Origin of the sequence: Pseudovibrio sp. FO-BEG1, assembly GCF_000236645.1 — a bacterium.
Taxonomy (GTDB): Bacteria; Pseudomonadota; Alphaproteobacteria; order Rhizobiales; family Stappiaceae; genus Pseudovibrio.
The window spans coordinates 3,817,561-3,842,809 of record NC_016642.1; the positions used below are offsets into that span (position 1 = coordinate 3,817,561).

24 protein-coding genes are annotated in these 25,249 nt (G+C 52.9%); 10 read left to right on the forward strand and 14 right to left on the reverse strand.

Going from position 1 to position 25,249, the window contains the following annotated elements; all coding sequences use genetic code 11:
- Positions 1-21: 21 nt before the first annotated feature.
- From PSE_RS17070 to sseA, 5 genes are all read left to right on the forward strand, one after another.
- Positions 22-1,059, forward strand: coding sequence for a cysteine synthase A (locus PSE_RS17070; protein WP_014286002.1), 1,038 nt, complete (start codon positions 22-24; stop codon positions 1,057-1,059).
- A 163-nt stretch (positions 1,060-1,222) separates the two neighbouring features.
- Positions 1,223-2,653: a cardiolipin synthase gene (gene cls, locus PSE_RS17075; protein WP_041768646.1), complete on the forward strand. Its 1,431-nt coding sequence runs from the start codon at positions 1,223-1,225 to the stop codon at positions 2,651-2,653.
- An 88-nt stretch (positions 2,654-2,741) separates the two neighbouring features.
- The gene (locus tag PSE_RS17080; RefSeq protein WP_008546863.1) at positions 2,742-3,386 is read left to right on the forward strand and encodes a LysE family translocator; all 645 of its coding nucleotides are present in this window, start codon (positions 2,742-2,744) and stop codon (positions 3,384-3,386) included.
- A 68-nt stretch (positions 3,387-3,454) separates the two neighbouring features.
- Entirely contained in the window at positions 3,455-4,180 is a 726-nt protein-coding gene (locus tag PSE_RS17085) for an alanyl-tRNA editing protein (RefSeq protein WP_014286004.1), read from the forward strand.
- Positions 4,181-4,183: 3 nt separating this feature from the next.
- Positions 4,184-5,029 carry a 3-mercaptopyruvate sulfurtransferase gene (gene sseA, locus PSE_RS17090; RefSeq protein WP_014286005.1) on the forward strand — a complete coding sequence of 282 codons (846 nt, stop codon included), beginning with the start codon at positions 4,184-4,186 and terminating at the stop codon, positions 5,027-5,029.
- Positions 5,030-5,090: 61 nt separating this feature from the next.
- Here sseA and PSE_RS17095 read toward each other — a convergent pair whose 3' ends face one another.
- Complete coding sequence (locus PSE_RS17095; RefSeq protein WP_014286006.1) at positions 5,091-5,705, reverse strand: NAD(P)H-dependent oxidoreductase; 615 nt, start codon at positions 5,703-5,705, stop codon at positions 5,091-5,093.
- Between the two features lie 100 nt (positions 5,706-5,805).
- Between PSE_RS17095 and PSE_RS17100 the strand changes: the two genes are divergently transcribed.
- On the forward strand, positions 5,806-6,393 hold the full coding sequence (locus tag PSE_RS17100; RefSeq protein WP_008546589.1) for a TetR/AcrR family transcriptional regulator: 588 nt from the start codon (positions 5,806-5,808) through the stop codon (positions 6,391-6,393).
- A gap of 6 nt (positions 6,394-6,399) precedes the next feature.
- On the opposite strand, the gene PSE_RS17105 is transcribed toward PSE_RS17100, so the two are convergent.
- Positions 6,400-7,203 carry an HD domain-containing protein gene (locus tag PSE_RS17105; RefSeq protein ID WP_014286007.1) on the reverse strand — a complete coding sequence of 268 codons (804 nt, stop codon included), beginning with the start codon at positions 7,201-7,203 and terminating at the stop codon, positions 6,400-6,402.
- Positions 7,204-7,290: 87 nt separating this feature from the next.
- Between PSE_RS17105 and PSE_RS17110 the strand changes: the two genes are divergently transcribed.
- Positions 7,291-7,908, forward strand: a complete 618-nt coding sequence (locus tag PSE_RS17110; protein WP_008546874.1) for a TetR/AcrR family transcriptional regulator — start codon at positions 7,291-7,293, stop codon at positions 7,906-7,908.
- A gap of 99 nt (positions 7,909-8,007) precedes the next feature.
- On the opposite strand, the gene PSE_RS17115 is transcribed toward PSE_RS17110, so the two are convergent.
- Positions 8,008-9,036, reverse strand: coding sequence for a hypothetical protein (locus PSE_RS17115; protein WP_014286009.1), 1,029 nt, complete (start codon positions 9,034-9,036; stop codon positions 8,008-8,010).
- A gap of 97 nt (positions 9,037-9,133) precedes the next feature.
- On the opposite strand from PSE_RS17115, the gene PSE_RS17120 reads away from it, so the two are divergent.
- Positions 9,134-10,249, forward strand: a complete 1,116-nt coding sequence (locus PSE_RS17120) for a serine protease (protein ID WP_014286010.1) — start codon at positions 9,134-9,136, stop codon at positions 10,247-10,249.
- Positions 10,250-10,282: 33 nt separating this feature from the next.
- Here the strand turns inward: PSE_RS17120 and PSE_RS17125 are convergent, their stop codons facing one another.
- The 9 genes from PSE_RS17125 to PSE_RS17165 all read right to left on the reverse strand — a co-directional run bounded on the left by PSE_RS17125 (position 10,283) and on the right by PSE_RS17165 (position 19,806).
- Complete coding sequence (locus PSE_RS17125) at positions 10,283-11,086, reverse strand: hypothetical protein (protein WP_041768648.1); 804 nt, start codon at positions 11,084-11,086, stop codon at positions 10,283-10,285.
- A 136-nt stretch (positions 11,087-11,222) separates the two neighbouring features.
- Positions 11,223-12,023: an amino acid ABC transporter ATP-binding protein gene (locus PSE_RS17130; protein ID WP_008546717.1), complete on the reverse strand. Its 801-nt coding sequence runs from the start codon at positions 12,021-12,023 to the stop codon at positions 11,223-11,225.
- Positions 12,024-12,060: 37 nt separating this feature from the next.
- Positions 12,061-13,179: an amino acid ABC transporter permease gene (locus tag PSE_RS17135; RefSeq protein WP_008546704.1), complete on the reverse strand. Its 1,119-nt coding sequence runs from the start codon at positions 13,177-13,179 to the stop codon at positions 12,061-12,063.
- Position 13,180: 1 nt separating this feature from the next.
- Positions 13,181-14,383, reverse strand: coding sequence for an amino acid ABC transporter permease (locus tag PSE_RS17140; protein WP_014286012.1), 1,203 nt, complete (start codon positions 14,381-14,383; stop codon positions 13,181-13,183).
- Between the two features lie 85 nt (positions 14,384-14,468).
- Positions 14,469-15,491 carry an amino acid ABC transporter substrate-binding protein gene (locus tag PSE_RS17145; RefSeq protein ID WP_014286013.1) on the reverse strand — a complete coding sequence of 341 codons (1,023 nt, stop codon included), beginning with the start codon at positions 15,489-15,491 and terminating at the stop codon, positions 14,469-14,471.
- A gap of 578 nt (positions 15,492-16,069) precedes the next feature.
- Positions 16,070-16,387, reverse strand: a complete 318-nt coding sequence (locus tag PSE_RS17150; protein ID WP_008546501.1) for a lipid-A-disaccharide synthase N-terminal domain-containing protein — start codon at positions 16,385-16,387, stop codon at positions 16,070-16,072.
- The gene (locus PSE_RS17155; RefSeq protein WP_014286014.1) at positions 16,387-17,163 is read right to left on the reverse strand and encodes a glycosyltransferase family 2 protein; all 777 of its coding nucleotides are present in this window, start codon (positions 17,161-17,163) and stop codon (positions 16,387-16,389) included. The genes PSE_RS17150 and PSE_RS17155 overlap by 1 nt, the downstream gene beginning before the upstream one ends.
- Positions 17,164-17,215: 52 nt before the next feature.
- Positions 17,216-18,274 (reverse strand): phosphatase PAP2 family protein, encoded by a 1,059-nt coding sequence (locus PSE_RS17160; RefSeq protein ID WP_014286015.1) that lies wholly within the window; start codon positions 18,272-18,274, stop codon positions 17,216-17,218.
- Entirely contained in the window at positions 18,271-19,806 is a 1,536-nt protein-coding gene (locus tag PSE_RS17165) for a glycosyltransferase family 39 protein (RefSeq protein ID WP_208997971.1), read from the reverse strand. Before PSE_RS17165 ends, PSE_RS17160 begins: the two co-directional genes overlap by 4 nt.
- A gap of 524 nt (positions 19,807-20,330) precedes the next feature.
- Here PSE_RS17165 and PSE_RS17170 point away from each other — a divergent pair.
- Positions 20,331-20,885, forward strand: coding sequence for a CAP domain-containing protein (locus PSE_RS17170; RefSeq protein ID WP_208997972.1), 555 nt, complete (start codon positions 20,331-20,333; stop codon positions 20,883-20,885).
- A gap of 210 nt (positions 20,886-21,095) precedes the next feature.
- The gene (locus PSE_RS17175) at positions 21,096-23,144 is read left to right on the forward strand and encodes a M3 family metallopeptidase (RefSeq protein WP_014286018.1); all 2,049 of its coding nucleotides are present in this window, start codon (positions 21,096-21,098) and stop codon (positions 23,142-23,144) included.
- Positions 23,145-23,226: 82 nt separating this feature from the next.
- On the opposite strand, the gene PSE_RS17180 is transcribed toward PSE_RS17175, so the two are convergent.
- Together PSE_RS17180 and PSE_RS17185 are read right to left on the reverse strand one after the other, a co-directional pair.
- The gene (locus PSE_RS17180) at positions 23,227-23,646 is read right to left on the reverse strand and encodes a DUF423 domain-containing protein (RefSeq protein WP_008546546.1); all 420 of its coding nucleotides are present in this window, start codon (positions 23,644-23,646) and stop codon (positions 23,227-23,229) included.
- A gap of 165 nt (positions 23,647-23,811) precedes the next feature.
- Positions 23,812-24,945, reverse strand: a complete 1,134-nt coding sequence (locus PSE_RS17185; protein WP_158309193.1) for a linear amide C-N hydrolase — start codon at positions 24,943-24,945, stop codon at positions 23,812-23,814.
- Positions 24,946-25,249 lie beyond the last annotated feature (304 nt).

Below are 25,249 nucleotides of genomic sequence, written 5' to 3' on the forward strand. Positions count from 1 at the left end.
ACGAGTTATTTGAGAGACACTATGGACACGCGCGCCTCTGCCATCGAAGCTATCGGCAACACCCCCCTCATTCGCCTCAAAGGCCCTTCTGAGCGTACCGGCTGTGAAATCCTCGGCAAAGCTGAGTTCATGAACCCGGGCCAGTCCGTCAAGGACCGCGCTGCGCTCTTCATCATCCGCGATGCCGTCAAACGCGGCACCCTGAAGCCAGGCGGCATCATCGTGGAAGGCACCGCAGGCAACACCGGCATCGGCCTTGCACTGGTCGGCAACGCACTGGGCTACCGCTCTGTCATCGTCATTCCCGAGACCCAGTCTCAGGAAAAGAAAGACATGCTGCGCATTGCAGGTGCTGAGCTGATCGAAGTTCCGGCTGTTCCGTATAAGAACCCGAATAACTACATCAAAGTTTCTCAGCGCATCGCAGAAGAGCTGAACAAGACCCATCCGCAAGGCGCCATCTGGGCCAACCAGTTTGACAATGTCGCCAACCGTCAGGGTCACATTGAAACCACCGCTCAGGAAATCTGGCAGCAGACCGACGGCAAAGTCGACGGTTTCATCTGCGCAGTCGGCACTGGCGGCACACTGGCGGGTACCGGTATCGGTCTGAAGGAAAAGAACCCGAACATCAAGATCGGCCTCGCTGATCCACACGGCGCAGCGCTCTACAATTACTACGCCCATGGCGAGCTGAAGTCCGAAGGCTCCTCCATCTCAGAGGGCATCGGTCAGGGCCGCATCACCGCGAATCTGGAAGACGCGCCGATCGACATCCCTTACCGCATCTCGGATGAAGAAGGCCTCCTGATCAACTTCGAACTGCTGCAGAACGAAGGCCTCTGCCTCGGCGGCTCCTCCGGCATCAACGTAGCTGGCGCTATTCGTCTGGCAAAAGAACTTGGTCCGGCCCACACCATCGTGACCGTGCTGTGTGATTATGGCACCCGCTATCAGGGCAAGATGTTCAACCCAACATTTCTGCGCGAAAAAGGCCTGCCAGTGCCAGAGTGGATGGAACGCAAGTCCGACATCGCTATCCCGTTCGAAGCAGCATGATCAGCCTTTGGTGCCCGCTTTAGGGCGCCAGCTTTCCAGAAAGCGCCAATAAGCTCCGACAACCTGCCCTTAACGGAAAGCATTGCAAAATTCGCCAAGAGGTTTTGACCAATCCTCTTGGCACAGCTATAAGTAGGTCCTCGCATTACAGGAGTTGTAACGCTTGGAATCTTCATTCAGCCTCCTCTCCCTGATCGCCCTATTCAGTGTATTTTTCTACGCATTGGCAGTGGTTTGTGCCATTCGCGAGATCATGTACTCCCGCACCTCGCAAGGCAGCATTGCCTGGCTGCTCTCTCTGTTTTTCATCCCCATGCCAACCGTCCCGCTTTATTTCATCTTCGCGTGGAAACGGCTGGATGATTACATCGAAGTGCGCGATGACATCTCCCAAATCGAGGCCGACGTCCTCAACCGCCACACACCCTATGTAGACGGCGCAGCCAGCAGCCATTGGCCCGTCCATACCCGCGTGGCCTCCGTCCCGTTTCTGGAAAACAACACCTGCGACCTGCTCATTGACGGTCCGGCCATGTTCGCCTCCATCATTGAAGGCATTCGCACCGCAGAAAAGCACGTACTCGTCCAATTCTTCATCATCCGCGAAGACAGCATCGGACTGGAGCTGGCAGATGCCCTCATTGAGCGCGCCAAAGCAGGCCTGCGTGTCTGCCTGCTTTATGATGATATCGGCTCCCGCTCCCTCTCAACCCAGTACATCACGCGCCTGCAGGACGCTGGCGTCCGCGTCAGCGCGTTTAACAAACGCCACCGCCTCATGCGCATGCTGGGGCCAATGCGCCTCAACTACCGCAATCACCGCAAGGTGGTGGTCACAGACAGCAAGCATTGCTGGATTGGTGGCCACAACATCGGCGAAGAGTACCTCGGCCTTTCAGAAACGTTCGGCCATTGGCGCGACACGCACGTAAAGGTCTCCGGCCCTGCAGCTCTTGCTGCTACACTCTCCTTCAGCGAGGACTGGCAGTTCGCCACTGGCAAAACCCTCCAACTGGAACTGCCGGGCAGCTTCCCGAAAGCAGATGGCGAGAGCGTCATGGTCATGCCGACCGGCCCCGCCGACATTCAGGAAGACTGCGCCATTACGTTCGTAGAGAGCATTGCACGCGCCAAAGATCGCCTCTGGATCGTCAGCCCTTACTTCGTGCCGGGCATTGAAGTCCTCACAGCGCTCTATGCAGCCGCTCTGCGCGGTGTTGACGTGCGCATCCTGCTGCCGGAGAAAGCCGACCACTGGCTCGTCTGGCTCGCCAGCTACGCCCACGCAGACAACCTCGCGAGCCACGGCATCAAGGTCTACCGCTATCTGGAAGGCTTCCTGCACGAGAAGGTCATCCTCATCGACAATGAGCTGGCTGGCATCGGCACAGTCAACTTCGACAACCGCTCCTTCAACATCAACTTCGAGATCACCTTGTGGTTCACCGGTCGGAACATGATCCAAAAAACAGAAGAGATGCTGCAGCAGGATTTCAAAGGCGCCCGCCAGACCGACCGCCTCGAACTCAACAACCGCCGCTACGCCTTCCGCGTCCTAGCCCAGGCCGCCCGCCTGTTCTCACCAATACTTTAGTTTTAATGAGGACAGTTCAGTAGACTTGCGCTGGCACAGTAAAATACGTTAGGGCCAATTGAGAATAATAACCCAGAGGGCCTTTCGCATGTATTTTGTGCCTGAACTAAGTGTGATGGCGGGTTTCACCGTTGCTGCCTTCATCCTGTCCATCACCCCCGGACCGGACATGACCTTCTTCATGAGCAAAACGCTCACGCAGGGCCGCAAAGCCGGCCTGATGGCAATTGTTGGCGCAACAAACGGCGTGATGATCCACGCGTTCCTTGCTGCCGTTGGCATCTCCGCCCTGCTCGCCGCCTCAGAGTTTGCCTTCCAGATCCTCAAAACCGTTGGCGCGCTTTATCTGGTTTATCTGGCCTTCCAGATCCTGCGCAACGGCTCTGCGCTGTCACTGGAAGAGGGTGAAGCCTCCCGCGAAACCGCAAGAGCCATCTGGGCAAAGGCCGTGACGATCAACCTGCTCAACCCGAAAGTTGTGCTGTTCTTCGTGACCTTCCTGCCTCAGTTTGTGTCTGCATCAGATCCATACGCGACCTCTAAACTGCTGTTCCTTGGCTTCTTCTTCATTCTGCTGAACGTGCCAAGCAGTCTGGTCATGGTGTTTGGTGCTTCTGCTGTCTCCAAGTTCCTGCGCAACTCTCCACGTGTGATGCGCATTCTCGATTACTCTTTTGCGGGTATCATGGCCGCCTTTGCAGTCAAACTGCTCAGCGCACGCTCCACCGCTTAAGACTTCTCCTTGAAGGTGCGCCAAATCATTTCACGGCGCACCTTTCCCTATCCATTTGAGATTATTCCATGACAGAACATTTGTACCGAGACGATGCCTACCTGCGCAGCAGCGAAGCGGCTCTAAGCGAAATCACACCAGAAGGCGGCATCATTCTGGACCGGACCTGCTTTTACCCCAATGGCGGCGGCCAGCCGGGCGACAGTGGCTCCATTGAGCTGGAAGACGGCACCCATATTCCAATTGCGACTACCGTTTACTCCAAAGATCGCACCCAGATCGTGCATGTGCCAGCAGAAGACACGCAGCTGCCAGCAGCCTTGAGCGCAGGAGCAAAGGTCACCGCGCACGTTGATTGGGAAACCCGCTACAAGCGCATGCGCGTCCACACAGCCCTGCACCTGCTTTCCGTCGTGCTGCCATTCCCAGTCACCGGCGGCCAGATCAGCGATGGCACAGGCCGTCTGGACTTCGATATTCCAGAAGCTGCACTGGACAAGGAAGAGCTCACAGGGAAGCTTCAGGAGCTCATTGCTGGTGATTATGCTGTCACGCAGGAATGGATCACCGACGAAGAGTTGGAAGCCAATCCCGGCCTTGTAAAGACCATGAGTGTAAAACCACCAATGGGCAGCGGACGGGTAAGACTGGTAAGAATTGGCGAGAACGTTGATTTGCAACCATGCGGTGGCACACATGTGTCCCATACCGCACAGATCGGAACCGCTGCAATCACTAAGATTGAGAAAAAAGGCCGTCAGAACAGACGCGTCCGCATCCAGTTGGAGGACTAACACATGGCGCAGGATCCAATTGTCTCAGTAAGTTGGCTCAAGGACCATCTTGATGCACCCGATGTGGTCATCATTGATGCCTCCTGGTACCTGCCTGCCATGGAGCGCAACGCCAAAAAGGAATACGAGCAAGAGCACATTCCCGGCGCTGTCTTCATGGACATTGATGAGGTCTCCGACCAGAGCTCCCCGCTTCCGCATATGATGCCGGAGCCACACGTGTTCTCATCCAAAATGCGCAAGATGGGCATTGGCGACGGCCAGACCATCGTGGTCTACGACGGCGCTGGCATTTTCTCAGCCGCACGCGTCTGGTGGATGTTCCGTGCCTTTGGCGTTGAGAGCGTCTTCGTTCTGGATGGCGGCCTGCCAGCTTGGAAAGAAGAAGGCTATCCGCTCACCGATGAGGTTCCAACTCGTCTGGAGCGCCACTTCACAGCCATGCTCAACCACGACATGGTGCGCAATCTGGATGAAGTGCAGGATGCACTGGACAGCAGCAGCCACCTTGTGCTGGATGCCCGCGCACCGGAGCGCTTCAAAGGCCTGGCACCCGAGCCACGCGAAGGCGTTCGTGCTGGTCACATGCCGGGAGCTCTCAACCTGCCATTCGGCCTATTGCTGAACGAAGGCAAACTCCGCTCCAAGGAAGACCTGCAAAACATCTTCAAGCAGGTCGGCGTGGATGCTTCCACCCCGGTGATCACATCTTGCGGTTCCGGCGTAACCGCTGCCGTTATCACGCTGGCACTGGAGCAGGTCGGCTTTAGCAAAAACGCACTTTATGACGGTTCCTGGACCGAATGGGGCTCCAGCGAAAAGACAGAAGTCATCAGCGAACCAGCCTGAGTTAAACCAGAATCATATTCGCAAGAAAGCCCTGCAAGTCATTGACCTGCAGGGCTTTTATTTAGGCGACAGCCAACTCTTCCTGCTTGGCAAGTGCATCCTGCTCACCAAGTTGAGCCGCCTCAGCAATCCATGCGGCACGCTCTTCCTCAGTCGACAGGTAAGTCGGTGAGAACATGCGGAAGCTGTGATTTTCAAACCCGACAAAGTCGAGAATCTGAAGCCCCATCACTGTGTCATGAGCGCGATTATAAAGCTCATCATAGTAGTTCGAAGCGGTATCACTGGTGATCAGCACCCGGGCACTCCGCCCCGTCAGCAGCTTGGCTGGCAGCTCTTCACCTTCCACAATCTGGAACGCAAATCCCGGCAGCAAAGTACGGTCCAGCATTCCTTTCATCGGCCCCGGCATACCGCCCCACCACAGCGGGTACACAGGCACCCAATGCGTGCACCAGGTCAGGTTCTCCTGAAACGCAACCAGATCAGGTTCCAGCCCCTGCCCCCCCTTGTAATCGCCAGACCGCAAGCCAACATCGAACGCCATCGCACTCAGGTTCATCACACGAACCTCTGCTCCCGCCTTGCGCGCAGCATCCGCATAAGCCTCAGCAAGAGCATGCCCGAGACGATCTTCTCCGAGATGACCGCTAAACACAAAAATTCGGTTTGTCATGGGAACTCCATTTATTTGACTGCGGTCAACTTATTTTCAAAATATGACTGGAGTCAATTTATTTTTTGACCATAGTCACTTTATTGAATTTGAGGGAACCATGCTTCAGGGCAAACAAAAACGCGCGCAAGAAACCCGCCAGCGCATTCTGGTGGCCGCCACGGACCTGTTCAATCAGGGCAACTTCAACGCGGTCAGCACAGAAAGCATCGCGGAGCAGGCCAACGTGTCCAAAGGCACGCTCTTCGCCCACTTCGGTGACAAGCTCGGCCTGTTTGCGGAGATCGGTTTGAAGGAGCTCAAGATCTGCGTGGATGCCTTGCACGAGGAAGCTGAAACAAGCACAGCAAGTGGCCGCGAGCAGTTGAATCACTCTCTCATGAAGATTCTGCAGTACTTTGAAAAACAACCAGAATTCCTGCGCATCTTCATCGACGTCGCAGGCTGGGAAAAAGGCAGCCGGGCAGAAAATTTCCTTGATGTAGCTGGCAGCATCGACAAGCTGTTTCAGCGCTTCATCGAGAAGGGCCAGCAGGATAAATCCATCCGCGCCATGGACCCAAAACTGGGGGCTGTTTCTGTGCGCGCCTTCATGATCCACGCCGCCATCAGCCGCGTCTGCGGCGAGTACCCAACCACCGAAGAACAGCATACCGAAGTGGGCAAACTGCTCTCCCTTGTGCTCTGATCAGCGCTACACGCCGTAAACGTCAAACACGGTTTTGGGCGCTGTGCCGCCTGTGAGTTTCGTCAGCACATAGGGCCGCGTGCCCTTCATATGTCTTGCAGTTTCAAACTCCAGCGCCTCAATCACCCCATCCCGCGGGTGCTTGTGCATAATCTGCTCTACGCTGGACTTGGCCATCCGCCGATGCCCGGCACCAAACAGATCACACATGGCTCCCCGGTTCACCAGATACGCCTCACCTCCATGAGCACGGGCCGACACATAGGCATTCAGATGCAGCGCGATCGCATCGCCCACCTTGTGCACCGTGTCCCTGTCATGCCCACAGCTGGTAAGATGGTTGCACGCCACCTCCGCCCCAGAAATCGCAAAGCAGCACTCATGCACCTGCGTCTGGCGATTGTTGATCAGCCCGCTGTCATGCAAAATCGCTGCGGAGAACAACAGCTCCCGATCAAATGATACACCTGCATACTCACCCAGCAGCACCCCAAACAGATAAGTCCGCCAACTGTGGTGCAACAGTCTTGCATCATGGGTCTCCGCCGCAAAATCCAGACTATCGCGCACCAATGAGGTCTCAGCAGGCAACAGCGCCTCCAGCTCTGAGGAAACCGGCGACAGCAAACCCAGCCGGTCTTTCACCGTATCACCCAGATCCACCAGCTGCGTGCGCACCAGATTGCCAACAAGCTTCAAATGCTCCAGCCGCGTCATCCGCCCTTTGCTGTAAGCTCCTGTTCTCTGGCCCCAGTTCAGGCTTCCCATCACACGCTCAGTGGCTCCACAATCCTTTGCCGTGACAGACATAACTCACTCTTCCAATTACAAAAATAATTATGTACCGTATCGCATCAATATTTAGAGCTCAATATTTTTATGCGAAGCAGTACATAAATGAGTACATCACGACCACGCGGGCGTCCCCGCCTCTATGACAAAGAGACCGCCCTAACCACAATGCAGCGAATTTTCTGGGAAAACGGCTTCTCGGCCACCAGCCTGGACCAGATCTCTGCAGAGACCGGAATCAACCGTCCAAGCCTTTATGCCGCTTTTGGCTCCAAGAAGGACATGTACATCAAATGTCTGCAGCATTTCGCAGAGATGATGGGTAAACGCACCGAAAACGCCATCCTCTCCGAGCCTGACCTTTCCAAAGGCCTTGAGAAGGTGTTCATGAAAGCCATGGAGATTTACCGCCCAGAAGCTTCCATGGAAGACGGTGGCCCGCTCGGCTGTTTTGTCACCTGCACCGCCCCAGCAGAGGCCGGTGCCGATGAGGAGATCAGGGAAGTCCTGAGAATGGTCCTCGACACCATCGACCAGTCCATGCGCGAAACCGTTGAAGTCGCGATCAAAGATCAGAAAATCCAGCCCAGACAAAGCGCCGAGATCACCGGCCACCTGCTGGGTTGCCTGCTCAACGGTCTCTCCCTACGCGCCCGCTCCGGCACCTCGCGCGAGGAACTGCAACTCACTGCCAAAGCAGGCATCTCTCAGATCCTCGCCTAGCGCCGACAAGAACACCTCACACAACACGCCGCCCCATCGGCAAAAAAGAGAGCACCGGACCTCTAAACCGGTGCTCTCACGTCAACTCACCTGCTTGGTTCAGGTCATGGCGCCATGAGTAACCAGCGCCTGATCAATCGCCATCTTGAACCGGCCTGCAACCTTGGCAAAACCATCAGACGTGCCGTGGATCTCATCCACCCAGTCCGTCAGGTTTGGCATAGCACCCCGGCAATCCACTACAATCACATTGGCATCCGCGGCTGCCAGACCATCCAGCATGGCATAAAGTTCATCCAGCATGGCGCTGATAATCTTCCGTCCCAACACACTCGGGATGTTGCGGTCAGACAACGGCTCTCCCAACCACTCATCCTTGGCCGCATGCAGCGGATCGCGTGTATCTCCCTGCCATTTGTAAGGGAACACGTAATCATAGCCATGCACGAACACAGGCATGTTCTGCAGCTCAGAAACCCCGCGAATATCGCTGATCACCCGCTCATAGGCCCCTTTCAGGAAAGCAAGCTTCTCATCAAAGGCCGCGCGATTGATATGTCCGTCCACATCGTTGATATCGCCGTTGAAGTCCTGAAGAATGTCAAAGAGAACTGCAACACCCGTATCTGGATCTTCGCCGATAATGTCATTTCCGGCAGCTGAGAACAGGAAGCCGGAGACCTTGTCCTTGTAGTCATAAAGCGCGGAGAGATATTCCCGCCGCCGGGCGCGGTCCGGACCGTAGACCATGTTCTGCGCCGTATCACCCGCAGCACCCAACGAGTAAATGTTGTAGTGCTCGCTCAGATGATCAATCACATCGTCAATGATAATTGGAAACTGAAACCAGCTGTCCCCTTCAGAGATCAGCATAGGCCGTTCAGGATGATCCTTCATGGCTTCTTTGAAGCGCCAGTACCGACGAATGCGGGAAGCCCAGTTACCGATCTGAAGAGCATTCTCAAACTCCTCATCAATCTCGGTCATCTCCACCAGTTCCGGCTTCACCTGGAATTGTATGTCGAATGCACCCGTATGCCGAACAACCCTGCAGTATTTCAGCAGTTGTTCTTCAGGGACACTTGGGTCACGAGCTAACTTCAAAAACTCATCATATGTAATTTTCATAGTATTCCCCCTCTACGATTAACTACTAAACTTTACACAAGAGGTGAGTTTACGGTTAAGCTTGCCATATGCAGATAACAATTTAAAGGTACATTTCATGACTCTTAAATTACAGAATTTAAACAGTGTATTACTTGAAAAAGCAGCCCAACGACTAAGAGACCGAAGCGGGGAATTAAAAGAGACCCGCAGCGCAATTCTGGCAGGAACTCAGGCAGAAACAGACAGCAAGGAACGGTTGGCCCTCTACAATCAACGCGCCGCCACGCTGGCCATGTCTGAAGGTCAAACCACGCCCGTTCAGAGCCCGATCTTTGAAGAAGAAAAGCCAGACCTCACCAGCATCGGCAAGGAAGCCTTAATCGGCACACAAAACGATCTGCTCCCAATCGAGTTTTTTGAGTACGGCCTCTATGCCGCTCGTTCTGTTGGCAGAATTGAGCACGTGGAAGGACTGAGGTTCGGCACAGGCTTTCTGGTGGGCCACGGCCTGATGATGACCAACCACCATGTTCTCAGCACGCCAGAGGACGCCAAAGCCCACTTCTTTGAGCTCGGCGCAGAAACCAACCGCATTGGCAACCAAACCCCTTCAAAGATCTGCTCCATCGATCCGGATCGTTTTTTCTGGGCCAGTGAGGAGCTGGACATCGCAGTGGTGGCTGTGGTGGATGAAGATCCTGGCTTCATTCCACTGGATCATTACGGATGGCATGCCCTCATCCGCCAGCAAGGCAAAATCAAGAAAGGAGATCCGATTAATATCATTCAGCATCCCCTTGGTCGCAACAAAGCCGTGGTCGTTCATAACAACCACCTTCTGCATATTGAAAATGGAACTGATGCACACATGTTTTGCTGGTACTCGGGCGATACACAGAAAGGCAGCTCCGGTTCTCCCGTCTTCAACAACCGCTGGGAAGTTGTCGCCGTCCACCATATGGCCGTACCGCAAACCAACGCTGATGGCACCATTCTGGACAAACACGGCAATCCCCTCACCCGCGCTCAGGCCCGCCGCAATCCATCCCTCATCGCCTACGCTGCCAACGAAGGCATCCGCACCTCCCGCATTGTCAGCGCACTGGAAGCCGCACAGTTCACCAAAGCCCACCACGCCGACATACGCGACTTCCTCCTAAAATCCTGGAGCAGCCCCGGCGCCCACCGCCGAGGCCTGCGCGCCGCCGTCAGGAGTGCGCAGGCTTTGTAGCTCCACGGCATCATTTAGTGGCAGGAACGCAGATTACGCGCCCAACCGAATCCAGATGCCCGGAAATTCATAGGAGTTAGGACCAATCTTTGTGGCAGGCTTTGCGGAAGGGCTGGTTTGCAGCTTGAAGTTACCGGTGGTCGCAATTTCAAGAACATCACCTGTCGCCGGATCATAGATCATGGCCTTGTCCGTGTCCGTCAGATGACGCGTGCCAGCAACCCAATGCATTGTACTGGTACCCGCATATTGCACCAGAATGAGGTTTACCTGATTAGTCTGGAAGGGAATGCTAGTCACAGTAGACTGCGTCACAGTCTGACTAAGTTTATTCTGGATCAAGTCTTCTTCACGATTGAAGAGATAACCACCAGCAGCATTCAGAACCTTGAAGTTGTTGAACAGCGCTTTGCCGAACGCGGTGTAATAAGTAATGTTCTTTGCCAAACCCGGGGCAATAGTTTTAGCAACAGCAACCATGCCCGACGGACTGTTCTCCAAATCAAGTGTCCCATCGTTCTCTTTATAAAGAGCGGTCGGGTTTGGTGAGGCAGTCAGATCAAGTTCCAGATTCCCCGAAACTTTGTAGGTCTGCGTCGTTACCACCTCAGCAATCTGCAAGCGATGATAAATAAGATGGCTCAGCCGCCACAAATTGATGCATCCAGGATCAGTTGTGACGTCATAGCCTTTGGTGAGATCAGCCGCATTGAGCGTATTGACGTCTGTTGCCTTGGGCAGAAAGCCAAGTTGTGCAAGAGCCGCATTCACACAGTAAGCACCACAGGATTTAGGAGAATGCTGGACGATACCAGCATAAAGATCAAAGTCTGCCATTTTTGTTTTTCCTTGTTGAGAGCAATGCTCTGCAAGGAAAGACGTGACAGGTCCTGTGCTGTGAAAGATGCCTGCGAACAAAACGAAAAAAGCCCCGCTTCAACAGCGAGGCTTTGAATTTGGAACTCTGACCAGATCAGTGGTTGAGGATCTGGGAGAGGAACAGCTGAGTACGCTCATGCTGCGGATTGGTGAAGAATGGCTCTGGCTCATTCTGCTCAACAATCTGGCCCTGATCCATGAAGATCACGCGGTTCGCCACTTTACGGGCAAAGCCCATTTCGTGGGTTACGCAGAGCATGGTCATGCCCTCTTCCGCCAGACCGATCATCACGTCCAACACTTCCTTGATCATCTCAGGGTCAAGCGCAGAGGTTGGCTCATCAAACAGCATGACCTTCGGGTTCATGCAGAGCGAACGGGCAATCGCCACACGCTGCTGCTGACCACCGGAAAGCTGACCAGGATACTTGTTGGCCTGCTCAGGGATCTTCACGCGCTCAAGGTAGTGCATCGCAATCTCTTCAGCCTGCTTCTTTGGCATCTTGCGAACCCAGATTGGAGCCAATGTACAGTTCTCCAGAATGGTCAGATGCGGGAACAGGTTGAAGTGCTGGAAGCACATACCCACTTCGCGGCGGATCTCATCAATCTTCTTAAGGTCAGAGGTCAGCTCAATACCGTCAACAACGATGCGGCCTTTCTGGTGTTCCTCAAGGCGGTTGATGCAGCGGATCATGGTTGATTTACCAGAACCGGACGGGCCACAGATAACGATACGTTCGCCGCGCATAACCTTCAGGTTAATATCACGCAGAACGTGGAAGTCTCCGTACCACTTGTTCATACCTGTAATCTCGATAGCCACATCGGTATCGGATACATGCATTTTAGAGCGGTCCGCCTGGATATCTTCAGCGAGGTTTACGTCACTCATTTTTATAACTCCGAATTTTTAGGCATGCACCAGGCGACTAGCGATGGCCGGTATGCAGTTTGCGTTCCAAATACATCGAATATCGGGACATTGCAAAGCAGAAGATAAAGAACATGAACGCGATAAACGCATAAAGTTCCACAAAGATACCATTCCAACGTTGGTCAGCAAGCGTAGGCGCAACCAGTCCGAGAGGATCCATAAGGCCAATGATCAGCACCAGAGTGGTGTCCTTAAACAGGCCGATAAAGGTATTCACGATTCCTGGGATGGAGATTTTCAGCGCTTGCGGCAGAATAATTAGACGCATGCTCTGCCAATAACTCAGCCCCAACGCATCCGCAGCCTCGTACTGTCCCTTAGGCAATGCCGCCAGACCACCACGGATAACCTCCGCCATGTATGCACTGGCAAACAACGTCACCATAATAACAACACGCAGCACGATGTCGAAGTTCACGCCCTTCGGCAGGAAGTAGTTGAGCAGCACGTGCGCAACAAACAGAAGGGTAATGAGCGGCACACCGCGGATGAACTCAATGAAGATCACTGCAAGTGACTTCACGATCGGCAGGTTGGAGCTACGGGACAGCGCCAGCACAATACCAATCGGCAGCGAGAACGAAATACCGGAAACACCAATGATCATGGTCAGCAGCAGACCACCCAGCTTGGTGGAAGACACTGGCTCAAGACCAAAACCACCCCAGATCAGCCAGAACGCCACAAATGGGTAGGTCATGGACGCCATCAGCGCAGCACCGCGCTTCGGCATACCATCCCAAAGAGCGGGAACCAGAGCCACAAACAACAGCACAAATGCCAAGATTGGACGCCAGTACAGCTCAGTTGGGTAGAAGCCAAACAGGAACTGATGATAACGCTCACGAATTACCGCCCAGCACGCACCATTTTCTGTCAGCGCACGGCACTCATCCAGAGAGTTTGCATTCCACACGGAGTTAACAAACGCCCAGTTGAAGATGCCAGGGACAGTCGAGAACACCACAAAGACGGAAACAAGCGTCAAAATAGTATTCAGCGGTGAAGAGAACAGGTTCTCACGAGCCCAGCCAACAGCACCAGTTGTGCCCTGGGGAGGCGGCAACTGAGGCTTTTCAGAGGTCGCGACATAGGCAAAAGTGTTTTCACTCATCTTAGCGCCCCTTCAGTTTTACGGATTCGTTGTAAACGTTCATCACAGCTGAAATGCTTAGCGAAATCAGCAGATACGTTGCCATGAGCAGCAACATGCATTCCATCTCACGACCGGTCTGGTTCAGCGTAATACCGCCGAGCGTACCCGTCAGATCCATATAACCAACCGCAATCGCAAGAGATGAGTTCTTGGTGATGTTCAGGTAGTTGGAGATCATTGGTGGAATGATGATGCGCAGGGACTGCGGCAGAACAACAAGGCTCATGGTCCGTCTTGGACGAAGGCCAAGCGCATAAGCAGCTTCTGTCTGTCCCTTACTGATCGCCATGATACCCGCGCGTACAATTTCCGCAACAAACGCAGCAGAGTAGATGGAAAGCGCAAACCACAGAGCAATCAGCGGCGTACCAACTTTCAGGCCACCCTTCAGGTTGAAACGACCGGCTACAGGGTAATCAAGACCAATCGGCATGCCAGAAGCAAAGTAAGCCAGCACGGTCGGTACAATCAGGATTGCCAGAGAGATGTAGCCAACTGGCAAAATCTGGCCAGTTGCTTCCTGACGCTGACGCGCCCAACGACGGAAGACAAAAATACCCGCGATGGAAGCCAGCAGAACTGCAACAACAATCTGGTAGCCACCGTCAAACGTCAGTCCCGGAATGTAGAAACCACGGTTTGTTGCATAAACCGCCCCTTCAATAACTGGTGCTTTGACAGCCTGCTTTGGTGTCGGAAACACGTGAATGAAGACAGCGTACCAAGCCAGAATTTGCAGCAGCAGCGGTACGTTACGGACGCCTTCAATGTAAACCGCCATCAAACGGGAAACGACCCAGTTATTGGAGAGACGCAGAACACCGACAAATACGCCGATGATAGTCGCAGTCACACACGCGAGAAACGCAACAAGAAGCGTGTTGAGCAAGCCGACAAGTGCCGCTTTCCAGTGACCGGAAGCGGAGGTGTAGTTCACCAGGACCTGACCAATGTCATAGCCTGCTGGTTCGTATAAGAATCCGAAATTGAAATCTTTGCCAAGTGCTTCGAGGTTCTCGACAGCATTGCTGATGAGCATCATCACAACTGACAGAGCAACGACAAGCGCGATAATCTGGATCGTATAGGATCTGTATCGAGCATCTCGCCACAGTTGCGACAACTGGAAGCTATTATCGGCTGGTACGGTTGAAGTGCTCATAAGTAGCCCGCCTTATTTATTATGCTTAGAAAAAAGGGCGCTGTTATCCTGCAACAGCGCCCCCTTTTGTCAGATCTCGATCAGATCAACGGAATGGAGGTGCGTACTGCAGACCACCTTCAGTCCACATAGCATTCAGACCACGAGTAAGGTTAACTTTGGTCTGTGTACCGAGGTGACGCTCGAACACTTCACCGTAGTTACCAACTGCTTTGATAGCTACGAGAGCGAAGTCGTTACCCAGACCAACGGATGCGCCCATTTCGCCGGAAGCACCAAGCAGACGCAGTACTTCTGGGTCTTTGGAGTTCGCAGCCATTTCGTCTGCATTCGCAGCGGTGATGCCTTTTTCTTCAGCAATCTTCAGCGCGTTCAGAACCCAGCGGCCAATGTCTGCCCACTGATCGTCGCCATGACGGACAAGCGGACCGAGTGGCTCTTTGGAGATGATTTCAGGCAGAACGATGTGGTCGTCTGCGTTCTCGAAAGTCGCACGCGATGCTGCAAGACCGGAAGCATCGGTGGTGTACACGTCACAAGCATCTGCAAGGTAGTTTGCACGACCTTCAGTGTTTGTCTCGATGGACAGTGGCTCGTAAGACATGCCTTCAGCTGTGAAGTAGTCAGACAGGTTCAGCTCTGTAGTTGTACCGGTCTGGATACAAACGGTTGCACCGTCCAGCTCTTTAGCAGAAGCAACGCCGAGAGACTTCTTCACCATGAAGCCCTGACCGTCGTAGTAGCTCACACCCAGGAAGGTGAACTTCAGGTCAGCGTCACGGGAGAATGTCCAGGTGGTGTTACGGGACAGGATGTCTACCTCACCGGAAGCCAGCGCAGTAAAGCGGGTCTTACCAGTGGTTGGAGAGAACTCAACAGCATCCGCGTCACCCAGAACAGCAGCAGCTACCGCACGGCAGTAGTCAACGTCGAAGCCCTGCCACTTGCCGTTTTCGTCAGTGTAGGAAAAGCCTGCAAGACCAGTAGAAACCGCACAACGCAGTTTGCCGCGCTCTTGCACGTCTTCAAGAGTGCCAGCGGAAGCTGCGGACAAAGAAGTCGCTGCGAACGCTGCACCCAGCGCAACTGGAAGGATCATTTTTTTCATAGAATTGGAGCCTCTTTTTTTGTCCAATTTTAAAATTCATCACCGGAAGTAGCAGGCTGTTCCCTTTCTCCTAGGAAAACATCCGAAACAAACACGTCAGCGCGTGCCCTTAAAGCCCCCCTATTGGCTTCAACCACTCCTCATCAAGCATTCGATGATATTTCTCTAAAAACGTCAAGAGGTTTTTATTAATAAGTTAGTCTACGAGGTGATATTCATCAACGATTGCAAAGTTTCTATGCAAATTATATCTCAAATGCATGCGATTTAACCATTAATCAAAATCGAGAAATATAGTTATGTATACACATACAAACAAATTAATCCAAACAATACTGAAATAGAGAGGAAATATTACTTAGATTACAAGCGCAATGAAAAAACTAACCTTGAAAACTGAGCGCAAATTCGGAGCAATTTTCTTCAAAAATACGTATTTCACACTAACCTTTACAATCAATATGCACAAATAATACGCAATTTTACGAAAAACCCACGAGGAAGTCTATCTTCCCCATGGGCAAATAGCGTTCAGCAATTTAATTGCATTCTGGTTGCATTTATTGCGGATAAATCGCCTAGAAATTCGGGTCCTGGCGTTTTTCCTTGTAGATAAGCCATAGATTTCGGAAATAAATGATCAATCCGAGGCCCTGTCCCGCAATAAAAACAGGATCCTTCTTGACGATAGCGTAAGTCAGAAGAAGCGATCCGCCCCCAATGGAGAAGAACCAAAAGGCCACCGGGACGATGGATCGTCCCACCCGCTCAGAGGCAATCCATTGGATCATGAAGCGCATCATAAACATGAACTGCGCCACAAACCCCCAAAGAACCCAAAAGTCCCACTGGGCTACAAAGACGTCATAAACCCACTCATAAAGACCAGCCAGCATCAATGTGCCTCCTTCGCTGGAGACTTGTCCGACTCAGTCACCATCACCACTTCAGGAATGACTTTTCGGCGACGGCGCAACCACCACACGCCAAAGAGATCCAACACGCCCACCAACGCCCGATCAAAGATCCCATATTTGGAAACACCGTGCTCCCGCTCCCGGTCCACCACATCCACATGAACCACGTCATATCCTTCGCGGATCACAAGCGCTGGCAGGAAACGGTGCCAGCTGTCGAAATATGGGAGCTTTAAGAACACATCGCGGCGAAGCAGCTTCAGACCACACCCACTGTCACGTGTATTGTCTTTCAGAATCGCCCCACGCAGCTTGTTGGCAGCTTTGGATGCATAGCGTTTGAAAACACTGGCCTTGCGACCCAGCCGCTGGCCAGCAGCAAGCCCCACACGCTCACCACCCTTTTCCATCGCCGAAAGCATCTCGCGGTAGTAGATAGGATTGTTCTGCCCATCCCCATCAATCGTAGCCACATAAGTGCCACGCGCATGAAGCAGCCCGGTACGAACAGAACAACTCTGCCCACCAGACCGCTTATGATGGATCACCCGTAAAAAACCGTTTTTCTCCCCATATTGCTGGAGCACAACAAGACTGTCATCAGTCGACCCATCATCAACAACAATCGCCTCAAACCGATACTCTTTCAGCGCCTCAGCAATCTCATCCAGTAGCGGAGGAAGATTATCTCTCTCATTCTTCGCAGGGATAACGACGCTCACGTCGATTTTCTGTACAGCGGTACTCTTGGTCATTCCAGCTACCCCTACCCTGAGACGGAACTCCGTTCAGGCCAGGGATAAAAACCTAGTTAGCCCGGAGTGTCTCCGATTGTTCATGTACGGGAGAAGAACTGCCAGATCGCGCTGCACGCCAGTTCCGCAAGCATATTGAAGCTGAGAAACTGCTCATGATGGGCTGTACACCACCTTTGCTATCGAAGGCAAACCCAAGTCGCCGACGCGCCATCCATCGCGCACAGCAATAAGAAAATGCTCCGCCAATGATGATACCAGCCACCACATCGCTCGGATAATGGGCACCAACAATCACTCGACTTGCAGCAATCCAAAGCCCCAACACGGCAAGCAACCACCGCAGCCTCGGTGCAATCAGCGCCAGAGCGACGATGAGAGCACCAGCTGTTGTCGAATGTCCGCTTGGAAGGCTAGAAAGCTTTGCTTCCCATGCAAAAAAGTCGAAATACAACGGCCCCGTTTCATCAAACAAAGTCGGCCTTGCTCGCCCAATATTCCATTTCAAAGCAATGGCAAGCAACCCGCTCGCAGCGACAACAAAGAACAGATAACTCCCGTATATCGTCAAATACGACACTGCCATCTTTCTACGAAACGCACGGGGCTGCCAGCCTCCAAAAATCATTGCTAGAATCCATAGTCCGGTCGGAATGAGAACCCAATCAGACTTACCTACATCGGTAATCACTTCGAAAATATCATGGTAGGCGACAGGCAGTTGCCGCGCCCAGATCGGACTGCTGTGATCAAGGAAAACCATAGCCAATCCGCAAAGCGCTATAAGCAATGCGGCAATATTCTGAGGTTTGACGAGAGGCGGCAAAGCAGTCGTATCTCCGATACTCCGCTTCTTTCGATTACGCATAATCGCTCGCGCCTGCTTCAACTGCATCCGCACATTGCCACCAGCAACCTGCATTAGAGCGCGCAGCCGATGGAAGAAAGACCGCCTAGTCTCTTCACCCTCTACACAACGACCATCTGTGTCTTCCTGCCGCTCTTCCCACTCAGCATCGACAGCATCACGGTTCAGATCAGCCTGTTGTTCGTTTTTCTGTTTTTCCCGTACAGGGCGCTCTAAAGTGTCTATGGAGCCGTCATCAATCATTGCGCCGCCCCACCCGCAGAAAAAATATGTACCAGCAATGTTTTACCGCCATTGATATTCAGGCCAGATACACTTGATACCTCTGAAGTCTTCATCCCCAACCGAAGAGCTTCTGCATCAAACCGATCCAGCTGCCGTCCTTCCACCAGCACAACTCTGCAAGTCCCGGAGGACGCGCCCGTCTCCTGCCCTCCATTTGCCAGAAAACGTGCTGCAGCTTCTGCGCCAAGTAGCTTTGTTTGCGTGCCCTGCAAAAATACGAAGCTGGGCTCATAGAAACCTGCTGTAGCAATCTCTTTCCGCTCACACCCCGGAAGCTGATCAACCGCTTCCACCAGACGGGAGGAAATCCAGATTGTTGATAATGCCGGGCCTGAAAATGCCCAGAAGCCAACGAACATCAGCACTGCGGAAACACTTGCACTTGGCAATGCAGAAACAAGCTTTCCTTCAAACAGCTTAGAAGTAGCTGATAACGCAGCAATGACAGCCAGCCCACACAGCACCACACCGGGGGGAGACGGCCAAAGATCTAGCAGCAAAGGTCCGACAACAACGGCGATCAGGATGCCCAGCGGCACCAGTAAAAACAAAGCAGCAGAAGCAAATCGCCAGCCAACACCGGCACTCGCTGCTCTATCTGTCATCATCACGCCTGCCACCAGCAGCGCCAAAACAGGCATCATGGGCAAAGTGTAATGAGGCAGCTTTGTTGAAACCAATTCAAATACGACCCACGACGGGATCAGCCAACACAACAAGAATCTATAACAAAATTTATTCAAATCTTGCCTAATTCCCTTGAAAGTCACGAGGAGAAAAGAAGGGATTGGCCAGAAAATAATGAAACTGATTAACAGATGCGTCAGCGGCGGAGCCCCATGAGACTCCCGCCCGGTCCCCACCTTGCCCCACAGATCTCCACCTAGTGCATCTCTGAAGAAGGCACCATCTGTCTCTATGTAGATAGCCACCAACCATGGTGAAACCAACGCAAGAAACATCAGCAACCCAGTAATCGGCGCCAACCCTCGTAGCCAGAAAACCTTTCGCTCCCAGAGACATAAAGACAAAACCGTCAAACCGCTGACCATGAGAATAATCGGGCCTTTGATCAGGGTGCCCAGCGCTAGTCCCAACCAGAAAAGCAAAGCCGAAGACCACACCGCTGGTCGTTGCTGAGCAACCCATATCCGCGCCAACGCACCTTGCGAGAGCATCACACAGGCCAGCAGCACTGCATCCGTTTTCGCTAAATGTGCTTCAACATTTAAAATGAGAGCAAGTGCGACCATCAACGCCGCGATAAAGCTCTCCTGTTCCCTGAAAAAAGCACGCGCTGTCCAGTAACTCAGTAAGACTGCGGCAATTGCCCCGAGAACGGAGGGGACTCGATAAACCCAGATTGGTGCGCTTTCTCCATATCCCAGAAGCTTCGCCACACCCACCTGAGCCCAATAGATGCCTATGGGCTTCTTGTTGCGCGCAAGCTCCTGAAAATGAATGGATACATAATTGCCTGTTTCCATCATTTGCTTGGAGGCCTGCGCAAATCGAGGTTCATCACGATCCAGAGGCGGAACAGACGTCAGACCTGGCAGATAAAGGCATAAACACACAACCAGCAAAACAAAGGGTGCCAGCCAGTCACGCCCAACAACGCGAAGCCACCATGCTGTTGGCGCGGACGGCCCAGCTTCGTTCCTATCCATGGGTACTGCAAGATTCATTTGCGCAGACATAACCGCCCTGCTGCCCTCCACGCTCTCGGGAAAAACGGAGCTAAGAGCAAATTGCTCCCCCGAAACAATAAGCAGCACATCATCTGGAACCCATTCCCCAAAACTCCTCACTCAATACTTGCACCATCCAATGCTTGGACTGCACCGTTGGTTTGGAAGCTGAAGACGACCTGAAACACAGGCCGTCGGCCTGCATGGATTGGCCGAGATCAAATGAATCTGGGAATTACGTGGATTAATCCTGGCCAGTACAGTTTCGGCCCAAATTCCGCCCTAAAATGAAAACGACTAATCGGGCATTTCGGGAAAAGCGCGTGACATTGGAATTTAAGGGAACTGCAGCCCTGCTGTTGGCTGCAATGCTGTCTGGCTGTGCAAGTCTGGGTATTGATAGTGCGGAAGACGTTGAGCTGCAGCACATCGCAATCAACAAGCAGGAAGCTATGCGCCAGACAAACGCATGGCGCGCCAAACACGCCCTACCTCCAATCAAGCTCGATCCGCATCTCACGGAAGTTTCGCAGGATATGGCTGACCACATCGCCAGCCTGGATTCTCTCAAGACACAGCGCCATTCCTCTTCCAGCCTGCTCAGCCGTACCCAAACCAACGGCTACAAATCCTATGCAGGAGCTGAGAACCTCGGCGCCGGCTACGCCAACATTTCTGCGGCAATGACCGGATGGAAGACCTCTCCGGACCACAACAAAAACCTGCTCAACAAGCACGTCACCCACATGGGCATTGCCCGCACCAACAGGACAGACGGCACCTACAGGAACTTCTGGGTGATGACACTGGCCGCCCCTCAGAAACCCGTCACGGCGACAGGCTTTACAACAGTCTCACTGCCGTTCCCTGTTCAATAGAGACCCGCAAACAGGAACTGCGCGGGGGATTTTTCTCCGCCCTTCCTTTACGCAAGTGCTGTTAGCACCCATATTCAGATCTCTACCGCCTATTCCTGCACAAGGCATCCTTCCCGCAGGCATTTGCGACCATTTATGAGTGACTGCTGTTTGGCTCTTTCTGCATTTCAGGAAGAGTAAAACGCTTTTACGTTTCATCGGAGATTGAATATGAGCGAGACCGCAAAGGTTCTTCTGCAAGATTGGAAAACCCCATTTGGACTTCCGCCGTTCTCACAGATCAAGCCGGAAGACTTTGAGGGTGCTTTTGAAGAAGCCTTTAAGGCAGGCGAAGACCACATCAATCGCATTGCTCAAAATTCTGAAGAACCGACATTTGAAAACACCATTGCAGCTCTGGAGCTGGCAGAAGAAGCCCTAGAGCAAGTCGCAAGCGTGTTCTTCAACCTCTCCTCGGCGGATACCAACGAAACCCTGCAGCAAGTCGAGCGCAGCGTTTCTCCCAAACTGGCTGCCTATAACACCAAAAAACTCCTCAACCCGGCGCTCTTCAAGCGCGTTGAGACCCTGATGGCGAAGAAAGACACACTTGGCCTGACACCTGAGCAGGACCGTGTGCTGGAGCGTTACTACTCCATCTTCCACCGCGCTGGTGCTGGCCTTGATGAGACCGGTAAGTCCCGCATCGCAGAGATCAACGAGCGCCTCGCCACGCTGGGCACCAGCTTTGCGCAGAACGTTCTGGCAGACGAAGCCTCCTATAAGCTGGTTCTGGAGAATGAGAGCGATCTGGAAGGCCTACCAGAGTTTCTCGTCAAAGCCGCCAGCGCTGCAGCTGAAGAGCGCGGTGAGCCGGGCAAGTACGCCATCACCCTCTCCCGTTCCTCCATTGAGCCATTCCTGCAGTTCTCCAAACGCCGTGACCTGCGCGAAGAAGCCTTCAACGCATGGGCAAAGCGCGGTGACAACGCTGGCGAAACCAACAACTCAGCCATCGTACGCGAAACCGTGCAGCTGCGGAACGAAAAAGCAAAGCTCCTGGGCTTTGAAAGCTTTGCGGCCTTCAAGCTTGATGATGTGATGGCCAAGACCACCGGCGCAGTCGATGACCTGCTCACCAACGTCTGGGGACCGGCCAAAGCACGCGCACAGGAAGAAGCTGCCGATCTGCAAGACATGGCACAGTCCGAAGGCGACAACATCGAAATCGCTCCATGGGACTGGCGCTACTACTCTGAGAAAGTACGCAGCGCAAAACATGATCTGGATGAAGCGGAAATCAAACCATATTTCCAGCTGGATCAGATGATCGACGCGGCCTTCTACACCGCAACCCGCCTGTTTGGTCTCACCTTCAAGGAACTGCAGGGACAAGATGTTTATCATCCCGATGTACGTGTCTTTGAAGTCTTTGACAAAAACGGCGATCATCTCGGCATCTTTATCGGCGACTACTTTGCCCGCGCCTCCAAGCGTTCCGGCGCATGGATGAGTGCATTCCGCTCTCAGCAAAAGCTCAAAGGCGACATCCGTCCGATCATCGTCAACGTGATGAACTTCTCAAAAGCGCCAGAAGGCGAGCAAACCCTTCTGACCTTTGACGATGCACGCACGCTGTTCCACGAGTTTGGTCACGGTCTCCACGGTCTTATGTCCAACGTCACGCACCCGCTCGTCTCTGGCACCAGCGTAGCTCGCGACTTTGTAGAACTGCCATCCCAGCTCTTCGAACACTGGTTGGCGCAACCAGAGATCCTGAAGAAGTTCGCCCGCCACTATCAAACTGGCGAAGTCATTCCAGAAGAGCTTCTGGAACGTCTGCTGGCAGCAGCAAATTTCAATCAGGGTTTTGCAACTGTCGAGTATCTGGCAACCGCAATTGTCGACATGGCGATCCATAAGGAAGACGAGCTGGACAACCTTGATCCGGCCCAGATGGAAAAGAAGATCCTGGAAGGCATCGGCATGCCAAAAGAGATCATCATGCGCCACCGCATCCCACATCTCCTTCATGCCTTTGCTGGAGACGGATACTCCGCAGGCTACTACAGCTACCTCTGGTCAGAGGTCATGGATGCAGATGCGTTCGAAGCCTTTGAAGAAACCGGCGATGCATTTGATCCGGACACAGCCGCCAAGCTTGAAAAATTCATTTACGCGGCTGGTGGCTCTCAGGATCCGGCAAAGGCTTACATGGACTTCCGCGGCAAGATGCCATCCATTGAGCCACTGCTGAAAGGCCGTGGACTGGTCAATTAGGCATCAGCGACCAAGTTCAGTTATCAAAAAAGGGCGGGCCAATCGGTTCGCCCTTTACTGTGAGATCTGTAGGATCAGCCAACTAGCCTTTCATCATGCGGTTCAGGCCAGTCAGAAACACAAACAGCCATCCCAAAATCATCAGCATCCCGCCTGTTGGTGCTGCAAAATCAAACAGCTTCTCGCCAACAAACAAACGTTGGGCAAGATCGCCACAGAACAAGCCGACCCCGGCAAACAGCAGCAGCATGGCGAAGGCGATGCCTTTGGAACTGGTAATCCCATGCGCAACACCCAGCCCGACAAAGGCGGCGGCATGCATCATGGTGATTTGGGAGATAATGCCCAGATACTGATTATCTATCGTGTGAGAGCTGGCAGCTGAGCTCAGGATCGCAATGACACCGCAAAAACCACCAAGCGCCAATCCAAGACCAAGACCTTGTCCGAGTTTGGTGCGAGGCTGCTCCGCAGGCACCGCTTCACTTGCACTCTCCGGCATAGCTGCTCCTTAATGCCCTATTCCAAATCACATACTGCGCGAAACACCTACACGCATCAACTGCATATAGGATAACCGTCAAAAATTGCAAAACCTTCAGCAAACAGAAATAAGTCGCATTATGATAGAAGGCTGCAGAGGACCTTCCTCAACAGCCTCCATGGATTATTTCGCTAAGTCTGCCAGATTACTAAATGGATCTGACACCATCGGTTTCAAACTGGTTGCCTCCGTGCCATTCACATCAAAATCATCAAAGGTCACAGAGTTGAAGTTCATAGCATCTAACGCACGCACATAATATGTAGCTTCATTCAGATCAGCCATAACAGACCACTGGGTGTAGTCCGGACCATCATCAGCTCCCGCATCTGGATCACTATCACGCGCAAACCCCTTAGGGATGTCGAAGTTATTCAGAATATGACCGGCAACATTCAGGTTCTCTTTTGAAGTGTCTTTGACCTCGGCACTGTTAACATAAGTGGTCACTCTCACAAAGCGTGATGGCGGTGTTACATCACCCGGCACACCCAGCATCCCCGAACCTTGCCCCAATGGAGACAGCTCACCTTCAGGGAACTTTTTCGCAGCTGTGTTGATGGGCGTTAAGTTCACATAATTGCGCAGGTTAGTCATGTGCCATTCGAACTGCGGTGAGTTGGTCATGACACCCAGTTCATTGTCATAAATCTTCAAGCCATCGTCCACTGGCTCAATCACAATAGACTTCCCTGAACGGTCATGAATGGTGAAATGGAGCGGTGGTATCTCTCCAAGAACCTTAAACTCAATATTGACCAGCTTGACTGATTTGACCGCCTCTTTCACCTCTTCAACGGTCTCAAACTGCGATAGCACCCAAACCAGGAAGTTAATCGGCGCAAGCTCTCCATCAGCTCCGCCTGATGTTGCTTCTGAATACTTAGCAAAACCCGGGAAGTAGAGAGCTCCAGCGGCAAGTCCGGCTTCATTTACGCCATCAACAATCGCAGTCTGCTCTCCTCTGATATCCATACCTATGACCGCATACTTGCTTGTCCAGCTTGTCCCCTCCCACTCTTTGCCATCCTCCAGAGTACCAGCACTGGTGATTTTATAGTTTCGCGGGATGAGAGAAACGGTCGATTCAGTTTCAAATCCAAACTCCATCGTCCGCCCATACACACGGCTATCATCTTTGGCCGTCACCACAAAACTGGTGCAAGCGGATGAACTGACAACAGGTGAAATCAAAAGGGCAGATGAACATAATCCAGTCAGCACAACGCGCTGCATTCTTGAAAATATAGATGGCATGCTAAGCTCCTTTTTTGCTTTTGCATGGGCATCGTCCTCAGTGTTCTCCAAAAAATGCATAACGCCTGCATCAGATTGAAGCGAGGCTTAGCAAGAGCTTTCACTCTGAGTTTCAAACCACTCATCGCTGCTAGGCGGAAAGATCAAAACCAACTCAGCTGTTTCAGCTTAAGAACGAACTGCAACCTCCTCGGGATGAAGCAACACAAAGAGCACCGCATGGTCTGTCATGCAGCGTTGAGCCAGAACTCCCAAAGATCGGGATGAGCAAGGCGACAGGCAATGCCTGCGCATATGGTAAATT